6 protein-coding genes are annotated in these 12312 nt (G+C 72.8%); 1 reads left to right on the top strand and 5 read right to left on the bottom strand.

Annotated features, from left to right (window positions below):
* Nucleotides 1–21: 21 nt before the first annotated feature.
* The 4 genes from AB0F38_RS14060 to AB0F38_RS14075 form a co-directional block, all read right to left on the bottom strand.
* A complete protein-coding gene (locus AB0F38_RS14060) occupies nucleotides 22–1047 on the bottom strand; it encodes a polyprenyl synthetase family protein (protein ID WP_361891613.1) in 1026 nt (341 codons plus the stop codon).
* A 127-nt stretch (nucleotides 1048–1174) separates the two neighbouring features.
* Nucleotides 1175–3181 (bottom strand): tryptophan 2,3-dioxygenase family protein, encoded by a 2007-nt coding sequence (locus AB0F38_RS14065; RefSeq protein WP_361891616.1) that lies wholly within the window; start codon nucleotides 3179–3181, stop codon nucleotides 1175–1177.
* Between the two features lie 28 nt (nucleotides 3182–3209).
* Nucleotides 3210–4199 carry a polyprenyl synthetase family protein gene (locus AB0F38_RS14070; RefSeq protein WP_361891619.1) on the bottom strand — a complete coding sequence of 330 codons (990 nt, stop codon included), beginning with the start codon at nucleotides 4197–4199 and terminating at the stop codon, nucleotides 3210–3212.
* A gap of 106 nt (nucleotides 4200–4305) precedes the next feature.
* Nucleotides 4306–7050, bottom strand: coding sequence for a LuxR C-terminal-related transcriptional regulator (locus tag AB0F38_RS14075; protein WP_361891622.1), 2745 nt, complete (start codon nucleotides 7048–7050; stop codon nucleotides 4306–4308).
* Nucleotides 7051–7227: 177 nt separating this feature from the next.
* On the opposite strand from AB0F38_RS14075, the gene AB0F38_RS14080 reads away from it, so the two are divergent.
* Nucleotides 7228–10011, top strand: a complete 2784-nt coding sequence (locus AB0F38_RS14080; protein WP_361891624.1) for an AAA family ATPase — start codon at nucleotides 7228–7230, stop codon at nucleotides 10009–10011.
* Nucleotides 10012–10230: 219 nt separating this feature from the next.
* On the opposite strand, the gene AB0F38_RS14085 is transcribed toward AB0F38_RS14080, so the two are convergent.
* Nucleotides 10231–12285: a PA14 domain-containing protein gene (locus AB0F38_RS14085; protein ID WP_361891627.1), complete on the bottom strand. Its 2055-nt coding sequence runs from the start codon at nucleotides 12283–12285 to the stop codon at nucleotides 10231–10233.
* Between the last annotated feature and the right edge of the window lie 27 nt (nucleotides 12286–12312).

Consider the following 12312-nt stretch of genomic DNA (forward strand, 5'->3'; position numbering starts at 1 on the left):
CCCGGGGGGCCAGGTGCCGCATCACAGCTGCCTGCCCACGATGAAACCGGCGACCTCCAGCAGCTCGCCGAGCACGTCGTCCGGGATCCCGGTGGCCGCGAGGCGTTCCTCGGCCGACGCGATCTGACGGGCCGCCTCGTCCTGCGCCCAGTCCCGTCCTCCCGCACGTTCCACGAGCTCGGTGACGCGCTGGACGGTGCGCTCGGTCATGGGCTCCGGGCCCAGGTACAGGGCGCGGAGCTCATCCGCACCGGGTGAGTTCAGCGCGGCGACCACGGGCAGGGACTTCTTGCGGACCCGCAGATCGGCTCCCACCTGTTTCCCGGATCTGTCCGGATCGCCCCAGATGCCCAGCAGGTCGTCGGCAAGCTGGAAGGCGAGCCCGATGTGTTCGCCGAACGCGTCGAGCCCCTCGACCAGAGGCTCTTCCGCGCCCACCAGTTCCGCCCCGAGCGCACAGGCGCACCCGAGCAGTGCGCCCGTCTTGTCGCCGGCCATGCGCAGGCACTCGCTCAGGGTCACGTCCTCGCGTCGCTCGAACTCGACGTCGGAGGTCTGGCCGTCGATCATCCGCTGGGTGGCGGTCATCAGCGACATGGTGGCGGAAAGGGCTCCCGCACCCCGCGCGGCCAGCAGCACGGACGTGGCCGCGGTGACCATCGCGTCGCCGGCCAGGATGGCGTTCGGAACGCCGAAGACCGTCCACGCGGTCGCCCGGCCCCGCCGCGTCTCGTCACCGTCCATGATGTCGTCGTGCAGCAGCGAGAAGTTGTGCACCAGCTCCACGGCCAGCGCGGCGGGAAGGCCGTCCCCGTCCGTCGCGCCCGCCGCCCGCGCCGACAGCAGCGCCAGGGTGGGCCGGAGCATCTTCCCGCTCCAGGTGCCGGTCGGCCGGCCCTCGGCGTCCGCCCATCCGAAGTGGTAGTGGGCGATCCGGCTCATCTCAGGCCCCAGGTGGGAGCTGACGGCCTCGCGCAGGGCAGGGCCGAGCAGCGTCCGGCCGGTGTCGAGCACCGGGGTGAGACCCCGGATCGGTGTCGTCGTCATGAGCCCCACCGGCCACCCGCGCGGCGGACGGGGAATCGGGAAGCCGCCCGGGGCGCGTCCGCACACGGACGGTCCGGGAACGCACTGGCGTGTCGCATGGTGCACCTTCACTGTCGGCTCGTGATGGTCACGGCGTGGGCAGGTCACGAGGAGTCGGCACGGCGGTGCTCAGCAGCGCCCGCCGCAGGACCTGGGGAGAGGTGAGCAGGCTGCGGGGCGGTCTCAGCAGGAAGAGGACGTCACGGTTGGCCGTACACACGACCGGATCGCTCGGTACGTGAGCGCGCACACGGCTGAGGTAGCGATTCAGCAGCCGGGCTACGGGGCCGGTCCGCACCGCGTTGCCGATGGCTCCCGGCATCGGACTGTCCGCGCCCGTCGCGACGGCCCACGCCGCCTGGGAGGAGCGCAGCACCGCCCGCTGCAGGGCCTGCGCCGAGGGGACGCCTCCGCCGGCCAGTACGTCCCTCAGGGCGACCGCGTTCAGGGCCGCTACGGACAGGCCCTGCCCGTAGACGGGGTTGAGCGCGCACAGCGCGTCCCCGACGACGAGCAGTCCGGTGGTGCCCCGCTCCCGGCGGTCGTAGCGGCGGCGCCGGTTGGCGGTGTGCCGGTATCCCACGGGCCGGCCGACCGGGCGTGCCGTGCTCAGCCATTTGTACGGAGCGGGGTGCGGCAGCCGGTCCGCGAAGTCGACGAAGCCCTCCGGGTCGGTGGGCGGCGCCTGATCCCGCGGCCCTGACAGGGTGACCGACCAGCGGTCGCCCTCGACGGGCAGGACGATGGCACCGAAGGGCTGTTCCGCGTCCGGCACGATGTAGAACCCCCTGAGGTCCTCGGCCGGGTCGTCGGCGTCGAAGACGCACGTGGCGTACGCCCGTCCCGTCTCCACCGCCTCTTCGGCGGGGGGCCGGCCACCCAGTTCGGTCAGCCACCGGGGCGTACGGCTGCCCCTCCCGGTGGCGTCCACCACGAGGTCGGCCGCGAGCTCCTGACGGCTGCCGTGACCGGCACCGCGGTCCCGGACCATGACGCCGGTGATGTGACCCGGCCGGCCGAGCAGACCCGTCGTCTCGACCCCCGTGCGGACCTCGACGCGGGGGTCGGCCACGACGTGCCGGCGGATGCGGTGCTCCAGGAAGGGACGCGACGGGGTCATGATCGGAGCCGAGGGATTGCGGCGTGATATCCACTGCCCCGCCTGCCACACCCCGAGGTCCCCCGGCACCGCCAGCCGCGGAGCGCCCGCCTCCGTCAGCTCGGGCAGCAGCCCGGGCAACAGCTCGTCCAACGCCCTCATCCCGCTGGTCAGCAGGACGTGGGTATGACGCGACTGCGGCACGCCCGCACGGGGCGCGGGGTTCTGCTCGTAGTGGTCACGTTCGAGTACGGTCACCCGTTCGGCGTGATCCGCGAGGACGTGCGCGGTCAGCAGTCCCGCCACGCTGCCGCCCACCACGACCACGTGTCCCAGCGGGGACCGTGCGGACGACGCGGGCAGCGGCCGGGCGGCGGGCGCGTCCTCGTGGTCCGGCCGCGACGACGGTGCGGCCGGCTCCTCACCCGCCGGCACCTCGTCGAGCCGGGCGGCCAGGAAACGGGCGCCGGAGGTCTCCCCCGTGCCCGGCTCGTCGCCGAGCATGTGGGCGACCAGTTCCAGGTGTGTGCTCCGCCACCGCCGCACGGCCTCGTCCAGCTCGCGGAGCCGCTCCGCCTCCTGGGGCGGACGGTCGTCGCCGCCGTGCTTCGTCAGGAGTCTGACCCGCGAGAACAGTTCCTTGAACTGCTCCGATTCCAGCCCGCTCGCCGTGCCGAACCGGTCCCGGAACCGGAGGAAGTCCTCCCGGCGCAGTGTGCGGTGCAGAAGCGTCAGCTGTCCTGCCAGGGCGTCCACCAGCCGCGCCGCCCGCTCCACGCGCTCGGGGAAGCACTGCTGCCCGCACGGGTACGGGTCGGCGTCGATGTGTCTCAGGTCGACGAGCACCTGGCTGAGCAGCGTCTCGGACGCCTGGTGCACCACGATGAAGAGCCGCTCACTGTCGCTCAGGTCCCGCTGCTCCGCGGGGGTGAGCGGCTGCTGCAACGAGAGCAGTTCGTCCAGACGCAAGTACGTCGCATAGGTCGGGGAGGTCATCAGGCCAGCTCCTCGGGGTGGGGCCGCGCTACACCAGGCGACCGGGCACGGTGAGATCCGCCAGCGCGTCCCGGTGGATGCCGGGCGGCAGGCCCTTCAGCGCCGTCGTGGCCAGCCGCACGTGTCGGTGCGAGACCTCGCGCGCCGCCTCGGTGCCTTCGTACGCGTGGACCAGCTCGGCCATGGCCTCGTAGCGTGTCTCGACGGCTACGGAGGTGTCGGCGAGCAGGCGCTCGATGCGCCGCTGCTGTTGTGCGGAGGCACGTTCGTGGGCGAGCAGCACCGGCAGGGTGGGCCGGCCGTTGCGGACGTCGGATACGTTGGGCTTGCCTGCCCGTGTTCCGTCGTAGGCCATCAGGTCGTCGCGGATCTGGTACGCGATACCCAGCTGGTCGCTGTACTCGCTGAGGGCCCCCAGACACGCGCCGTCGGCCCCTCCCAGGGTGGCGCCGACGCCGCAGGCCATCCACAGCAGAGCACCGCTCTTGTCCGCGATCATGCTGAGGTAGGCGTCGACGGAGCAGATGCCGCGACTCATCCGGATCTCGCTGAGAGCCGCGTTCCCGATGCGGACTCCGGCCCTGGACAGCACCGTCAGCGCCTGTGTGACCCGCGCCGCGGGGGCCCCGGCATCCTGGCATTCGGCCAGGGCGGCGAAGCCGTGGAAGAACAGCCCGTCGCCGCCGACGATCGCGGCCGACTCCCCGAACACCGTGTGCGCGGCCGGCTTGCTGCGCCGCTCCGGGTCGCTGTCGATGATGTCGTCATGCATCATCGCGCCGACCTGCACACATTCGAGGGCCACCGCTGCGGGAAGGACCGTGGCTATGTCACCTCCCACCGCGAGACTGGACCGGATCACCAGCCAGGGACCCATCATCTTGCCGAAGGGCATCAGTCCGTACCGTACGAGTTCGTCGAGGCCGGAAGCGTCATCCGGCCACCGGCCCTCGACCTCGGCCCGCACGATTGCTGCCACCTCGGGATCAGCGACCTGAGGAACGTCGATGTCGGTCATGCACACGACGTTAGGGAGGCCGTACCGGGGCTGTCGTCACCGGTGGCCGGCCTCGGCCCGAGTGGGACCGGGGAATGGCATCTTCGGCCCGGAACCGGAGCCGCGCTCAGCCCGGCGCCTGCCTCAGTCGGCCTCCCAGACTGGCCGCGGCCAGCTCGACGCGGGAACGGCAGCCGGTGCGGGCGAACAAGCGGGTCAGGTAGTTCTCCACGGTCTTCTCGCTGGCCCGGAGGCGCAGCGCGATCTGCCGGTTGGTCAGGCCCTCACCTATCAGCTCGATGATGCGTCGCTCGGTGGCGGCCAGGGCCTCACGCTGACCGCGGGCCCGAGGTGCGGGCACCCCGCGTTCGCGGGTGACCGCGCGGACGCGTCCCATCACCGACGACGCACCGCACCGGGTGGCCAGGCCGTGGGCCTCACGCAGCCAGGGTCGCGGATCCTCGGCGAATCGGGCGATGACGAGGCAGGAGTCCATCAGCGACGGCAGGTCTCCCCGGTTCCGGGTCAGATCGGTGGCCGCCCGGGCGAGGCGGACGTCGCGGTGCACCAGGCCCCGCGCCAGCACGAGGCCCTCCGTCGTGTCCGTCCCCGTCTCACGGTGCAGGAGTGCGAACTCGTCCAGCAGCGCTGTCGCACCGTCGTGGTCGTCGGCGAACGAGGCGATCTGCACGGCCCGCATCAGCAGGAGGTGCAGACCCGCGTGCAGTCCGGCCTCGCGCAGACGCCGGCTGACCTGCACGGCCAGCGGCGCCACCCGCTGGTCGTCACCCGTGCGGCTGAGCGCGCCGATCCTCGCCCAGGCGCGCATCACGGCGAGCCTCGGGACCGGTGCCACGTCGGCCAGCCACAGGGCAGCCTGCCGGGGTTCACCGCGCACCGCACAGATGTCGGCGGCGATCAGGCGGGCGGCGTGGTGCGCCAACGTGTCCTGGGAGTGGCACAGTTCCAGCTCCCGGGCCGCCGACATGGACTGCGACCACTCGGCGCCGATGTAGCCGTGCACCACCCGGCGGTATGCGCCGAGTACGCCGGTCACGGGAACCCGGTAGCGGGCACCGAGCACGAGCCGCGTCACCGTGGCCACGTCGACCACCGCGGCTCCCCAGTGCAGGTGTCCCAGTGTCGGGGAGGGCACCGTGCGGCCGGTGCGGCGCCAGACCCGCTCGCAGGCGCCCGGATCGCCGGTCAGTGCGGTGCTCAGGAGGTCCATCTGATCGGCGGAGAAAGGTTCCTGGGTCCCGGCCAGGGATGCCGGCCGGGCCGTCACCGCCGCTCCGCCGGGCGCCGCCGGACGGCCGAACCACCACTGCGCGAATCCGATCGGCTCACGGTCCGTGATGCCCTCGTCCAGCAGTGAGCGCACGGCCTCCTCTGCTGGTGGTTCACCGGAGTGCAGGGCGACCAGGACCGCCGCGAGACGCATCTGGGCCACGGAGCCCGGAGCGCAGCCGTGTTCCGCGTACTGGGTGAGCGCGCCGCCCAGCAGCCCGTACCGGCCCGTACGGACGACCAGGTTCAGCAGTCGCGTCAGCGTGCGGGCGTGCTCCGGTCCGCCGGGGGGCAGATGGCGCAGCGCGGCCGCGCACCACAGGGCCGCGCGCTCCGGCTGTTCCGGCTCGGCGTCCGCGGCCAGGTCGAGCAGCCAGGTGACCGTGTGCGGTTCCGGTGCGAGGGCCGTTCCCCCGTGCGCGAGGTGGTCGGCGAGCGCCAGGGGGTCCACCGCGCCGCCCTGCCGGTGCCGGGCCAGCAGTCGTTCGGCGATCGACGCGTGCAGCGCGACACCGCGGTGGGCGCCCGGCCGGCGGGTGGCGGACGCCGCCAGAGCGGGACACCGGCAGGTCACCCGGCCTGCCGGGTCGGCGACCAGCACCTCCGCGTCGATCAACTGGTCGAGCAGGCGGCCGCAGTCGGTGACTTCGGTTCCGGTCACCTCGGCGAGCAGCGGCAGATCGTCGACGCCGATGCCGTTCCACACGGCGACCGTGGACAGCAGCCGCGCCGCCGGCTCACCGAGGGAGGCGACCCGGCGCAGGAGGTGATGGTCCTCGGGCAGCTCGATCGGCTCCGACGGTTTCCGCAGGCACAGCCGGCCGCGGAAGACGGTCAGCCGGCCACGCCTGCGCATGTCGTCGAGGGTTCCCAGCACGGTACCGGGGTTGCCGAACAGCGGTCCCAGAGCCGTGCGCAGGATGTCCGGCACCGTCTCGTCGAGTCGCGCCCCCGGCGCACGGCACGCCAGGGATTCCGCGACGTCGTCGGACAGCGGTCCGAGAGTGATCACCTGATCGGCGGCGGCGAGCAGTTCGGCGAGCCCTGGGGTGTGCTCCGCGCTCTCCTCACAGGTGGCCAGCACCAGGCACCCGGACCGGCGTGCCGCGGTGAGCACGGGAGCGGGCTCCGGGACCGCGTGCGCGTCGTCGGCCAGCACCGCGGTGCGTCCCGGACGGCGGATCCGGACGAACAGGCTGTCCAGCGCGGCGACCATGGACGGCACCCATCCGCCGGTGTCCTGCCCCGCCGCGTCGCTCAGCCGGGCCAGTGTGCCGAGCGGTTCGGCCGGCGAGGCGTCCTCGAACTGCTCGAACCGTTCGCGCACCGCGCGCACCAGGGGGGCCAGGGCGAACGCGTCGTCGCCGCGGCTGTCCGGGCCGGACCCGGCACCCAGCCGCACCGGCAGAACGCGCACACCCGCCGCCCGCAGTAACCGGTCCGCCTCGTCCAGCAGGGCGGTTCTTCCGATGCCGGCCGGCCCTTTGAGTACGATCAACCGTCCTCCGTCGGCTGCCAGCGCCGCGCGCAGCACCGCCAGTTCCTGGTCTCTTCCCTTGATCGCGGCACGCGTTCGGACCACGGCCGGCCTCCTCCTGTGAGCCTCGTGCGGCGACCCACGAGGCTGCCGCCCTGGTGTGCTCCGCACGTCCGGGCCGCGCACGGGGGCGACGGGTCCCGACGTCAATTTCCCCTGAGGGCCATGCGATTGTAACGTTCAAACTTTCAACCGGATGGGTGCGCTGGGCATACTGGTGCGGTGATCAAACACTGGCACGGAGCGGCCGATTCCGAGCTGCCGGTGCCGACGCTGTTCGGTCGTGACGCCGCCTTCGCGCACGTCCTCGACATCGCCACCTCCCCGGAAGCCGCGTCACTGATCGTGGTCACGGGCCCGCCCGGGATCGGGCGCAGTGCGGCGCTGGCTTCCCTCAGGGACGCGTTCACCACGCGTGGCGTCGCCACTCTGACCCTGCGGGTGGCGCGCAACGAACGCGACCGCCCCTACTCCTTGGCTTCCCGGCTGTCCGCCGAGCTCAGCGCGCTCTACCCGGACATCCGCGCCACCCGGCGCAGGGCGACGGCCGCCGCTCCGTCGTCGCGCCCGGACTCCGGCCGGCGGCTGGCCGCCGAGCTGCGATCGGCCGTCGCGGCGTGCGACAAGCTCATCGTCCTCGTCGACGATGTGCAATGGGCCGACCCGGGTTCTCGTGCCGTGCTGCTGCCGATGGTCCGTACGCTGGCGGGCGGCCCGGTCACGTTCGTCTGCGCGCTCCGCCCCTCACCGGCCGACCCGCCGGGTGACCGGGCCGCGCTGGACCAGCTGCGTGCCGCCGGTCTCGCCGAGGTGGTGGCGCTCCGTCCGCTGCGCGAGTCCGAGGTCCGCGCCCTGGTCACCCAGCGGTTGCAGGCCAAGCCTTCGGCACCGCTGCTCTCGTACCTGCGACGGGAGTGCCGCGGCATGCCCGGCGCCGTACTGGCCGCTGTCGCGGGGCACACACGGAGCGGTTCGCTGAACATCTTCGACCGACACGCCCACCTCACGTCGCCGGACCGGCCGGCCTCGCTGCCGACCGGCCTGCCGCCGGTCGAGAATCTGCGGCGGCTGGCCGGCCCCGTCTGGCCGGTGGCCAAAGCGATCGCCGTACTGCATCCCCTCGGTTCCGCGGCGATCGGACTGATCGCCGAGGCCGTGGGCACGAACGAGGCCGAGGTCCACGCGGCACTGGCCGCACTGCGGGACGAGGGATTGCTGAGGCAGGGGCCCGGACCGGGCCGGTGGGGTTTCCGGCTGCCGTTGCTCGCCTCCGCGCTGGCCACCTGCCTCGGGCCGTACGAGCGGCGCAGGCTCGCCCAGCTGGCGGTCGACGCGATCTGGTCGGGCGAGGCGGTCGCGGAGGACGGCAGGTTCCTCGCCGAGCAACTGGTCGTGGCGAGGCGGTTCGTGGACTCCCGGCGGGCATCGGAGGAACTCCTCGCCAGGGGAACCGACGCCATGCTGGACGACGGGTACTTCGCCGAGCGCTGGCTGCGCGCCGCCATCGATCTGATCGTCGAGCCGGGCCGGCACGCCCAGGCACTGCTCGCGCACGCCGCCACCTGTTGCATCCATCTGCGGTACGCCGAAGCCCTGGACAGCGCGTGGACGGTGCTGTCCCGCCACGCGGACCTGGTCAGCCCGGAGGCCCTGCTCGAAATGGAGATGATCTACGTCGTCTCTCTCGGGGGGACCGGCGACACGGCTGCCCTCGCCGAGATCTGCAACAACGGCTGGCGCTCGTTGCCGGGCGGGGAGGGGCACCGGATCCTCACCCGCTCCATCGCCCTGTGCCACCTGGACCGCTGGCGGGAGGCGGACGAATACCTGGCCGCCCAACGGGACGTCTGGCGCCAGGACAACGATGTCGTGAGTGCGCTGGGGCTCCTCTTCAGCGAGTGCGTCGGGGCGTTCCTCGGCAGGCCCGGGCCCTTCGACCGGGCCGTCACCACTCCGCCCCGGTGGCCCCTGTGGACGGTGGGGTCACGGCACCGCTTCGAGCGGATATCGCAGCTGGCCCGGGTGCTGATGGCCCTCGGAGAACAGGACCGGGCGGAGCGGCTGCTGACGGCACACCAGCTGCCCTCCGGTTACCGGCCCGTGCCCGACCGGGTGGTGGCGGACAGCCAGGCCGGGCGCTGGGACCCGGCGCTCGACCTCGCACGGCTGGGTCTGGCCACCGGTCTCTCGGTCGGTGACTTACCCACCCACACCATGATGTGCCGGGAGACGAGCATCATCCTCGGTGCGCGCGGCGCGCTGGCCCGGTCCCGCGAGGTGATCGAGAGGGCGCGGACCGTACAGCCGGTGATGCTTCACCTGCTGGCCGTGCCTGAGGCGTACCTGGACCGGGCCCTGGGTGCGACCGAGCGAGCTGCCCAGGTCGTCAGGGACGGGCTCGCCCTGGCCGTCAGACGCGGCCTGGTCATCGGCACGGATGAACTGTGGCTGACGCGGGCCCTGTCGGAACTGGCCGCAGGCGATTCGGCCGCGGCCCGTCGGTGCGTGGACGAGACGAGCAGAGTCGCCGGACTGCTCGGCACCGGCCGGGCCCGGCTGTGCCATCTGCTCGCCACCGCCGTGGTGCACCGTGACCGTACGGCCGCTGCCGAGGCCGTACGGCTCGTGCGCCGGCGCGCACAGCCCCACGAGCACGCCGAGACGATCAATCTGGTGGTCCGTCACGGCCTGGTCGAGGCATCGCTGCTGCACGAGGCGTACGCACTGTACGGCGACCTCGACGCGCTGCTGCGCAGAGCCCAGGTGCGACATCTGATGCGCGAGCGCAAGGTCGCCCTGCCACGCCAGAGCCTCGTCATCGCGGAGAACGAGCGGCTGCTCGCCACGTTGGTCACCGAAGGGCTGACCAACCGCGAGCTGGCCGTGGTGGTCGGTGGCAGCGAGAAGAGCGTGGAGGGCCGGCTGGGCAGACTGTTCAAACGCACCGGATTCCGTTCGCGCGTCGAACTCGCCTCCGCGATGCTCGCCGGCGACTACCCGGCCTGACACCCGTCCGCCCGTCCGGGCGGCCCTCCTCCGGTGCCCCTGTTCAAGATCCCCGGACGGTGATCGCGGTCACCGCCCGCTCACCGACCAGGCGGGACGCTGGTTCGCGAGGGGGCGGCCGTCCCGCTGTCTCACGGATCCAGGATCGGCGGGAACCCGCGAACGTGGCGACGGCCCACGCCGGCACACACGTTCGCGGCGACCCGTACCGGCCGCTGGTTACACACGGTCCTGGAACACGCAGCTCCACACGTACGTGCCCGCGACGCTGCCGTCGGCGCGCACCGCCTCCAGCGTGTAGAAGTGCGTGGTCCCCCGCGCGGCCGTGGTGTCCGTGTAGGCGCGGGTCTCCGACGGCAGCAGGCCGGCGTGCAGCGGCTCGTACGCCTCCGTTGCCGCGTTCCACCGGCTGACCCGGTAGCCCTCGACGGTGTCGCACTCGTCCGTCCTGTCGCACCGCCAGCTGATGGACGGACCGTCCTCGTCGGGTCCGCCGATCACGGTGCCGTGGCCCGTGCTGCCGAGGTCCCAGTCGCGGGTGACCGTGACGGACGGCCGGACGTCCAGCTCGGTGGCCTCGACGGCAGTGACCTTCGGGTCGCTCGGGTGCAGCGCGTTGCCCCAGCGGTCCACGGCGACGACCGCGTACACGTACGTCTCGCCGTCCGGCAGGTCGCCGCAGAGGGTCGCGAGCGGGTCGCTCGTGCCCTCCCGGCAGGAGGTGGAGCTGAGCCACTTGACCGTGCCGTCGGCCTGCCGGGTGCCGGTCCAGGCCGCGTAGCGCTCGACGTCGTCCTCGGCCGAGGCCGCCCAGCTCACCAGCACGCCGTCGGCGCGCGGGGTGGCCGTCACGCCGGTGACCGGGCCGGGCGCGACACGGTCGCCGGTGCGGACGACGAGCGGGGCGGACAGCGCCGACTCGTTGCCCGCCGGGTCCACCGCGGCGACCGCGTACGTCACGTACGTGCCCGCGGGCATGCCCAGGTCGTGGCAGATGCCGCCGGTGCTCGTCTCGTCGCTCCCCTCGGCGCAGGTCACGCGGGTGAGCGCGGCCGGGTCGAGGGCCGTGCCGGGGGAGCGGTAGACGCGGTAGGTCCCGCCGTTGTCGAAGTCCTCGTAGAAGCCGTCGGGCTGCGTCCAGTACACGTCGGTGTAGCCGGCGCGGACCACGGAGCCGAGCGAGGCCGGGGACTTCGGGGGCGTCCGGTCGACGCCGTCGCCGGTGACGACGGCGTACGCCGAGGGATTGCCGAGCGCGTCCAGGGCGCGGACCCGGTAGTACCGGGCGGTGTTCACGGGTGCGTCGGTGCGGTACGAGGTCGTGGTCGTCGTGCCCAGCAGCTCGAACGGTCCGGTGGTGGTGGGGGCGGCGTACACCTCGTACGCCGCGGAGTCGGCGGTTCCCCGCCAGGCAAGGGTGGCCCACCACGCGTCGCCGACGACCGTGAGACCGGTCGGTGCCGCCGGGCCCGTGCGGTCCACGGTCACAGCGGTGGTGTCGAGGCTGCCGACGGACTCCCGGCCCGCCTTGTCGACGGCGCGGACCTCGTAGAGGAAGGTCTGGCCCGTGGCGGGCGTCGCGTCCACGAAGGACGGGGAGGTGAGCAGCGACGAGCCGCCGGCCTTCGCCCACGCGGTGGTACCCAGTCGGCGGTACACGCGGTAACCGGCGAGGTCCATCTCCTTGTTCGCGGCCCAGCGCAGGGTGGTCCTCGCGGTGTCCCGGTTGTACGCGGCGGTGAGGCCGGTCGGGGCGAGCGGCTTGACCGTGTCGACGGCGGCCTCGGTGCGCGGGGCGTACGTGAATCCGGCGAGGGCGAGGCCGGTCCAGGCGACGTAGTCCACGCGGATCGTGTGCCTGCCTGCCGGGACGGTCAGGTCGACGGTCTTGCGGGCGGTGGTGGAGACGTTCTTCCACAGGTCGATCTTCCGCACGCCGTCGACGTAGACGCGCATGCCGTCCTGCGTGGCGGCGGAGAGCCGGAAGGGGCCCCCGGAGCCGAAGTCCCGGGTCAGGGACCAGCGGACGGAGAAGTTGTCCTTCGGCAGCGTGACGCCGGCCGGGTCGCCGTACCCGTAGCTCTCGCTGATGGCGGAGTCACAGGCGGTCAGTTTCGGCGTGCCGGTGAAGGTGGAGTTGCCGAAGTACTGCGCCTTCCAGACGGGAGAGGTGCAGGTGACGGCCGCGGAGGCCGGTGCGGCGGTGATCAGGCCGCCCGTGGCGGCGAGGGCGGCCGTCGCGGCCAGCGCGGTCAGCCGGGTACGAGTTGTCACAGAGAGTGGGCCCTTTCCGGACCGAGG

The sequence above is a fragment of the Streptomyces sp. NPDC025273 genome (genome assembly GCF_040638585.1).
Classification (GTDB): domain Bacteria; phylum Actinomycetota; class Actinomycetes; order Streptomycetales; family Streptomycetaceae; genus Streptomyces; species Streptomyces cinereorectus.

Coding starts and splice junctions, on each gene's coding strand:
- AB0F38_RS14070 (WP_361891619.1), bottom strand. CDS start 4,199: ATGACCGACATCGACGTTCCTCAGGTCGCTGATCCCGAGGTGGCAGCA.
- AB0F38_RS14060 (WP_361891613.1), bottom strand. CDS start 1,047: ATGACGACGACACCGATCCGGGGTCTCACCCCGGTGCTCGACACCGGC.
- AB0F38_RS14065 (WP_361891616.1), bottom strand. CDS start 3,181: ATGACCTCCCCGACCTATGCGACGTACTTGCGTCTGGACGAACTGCTC.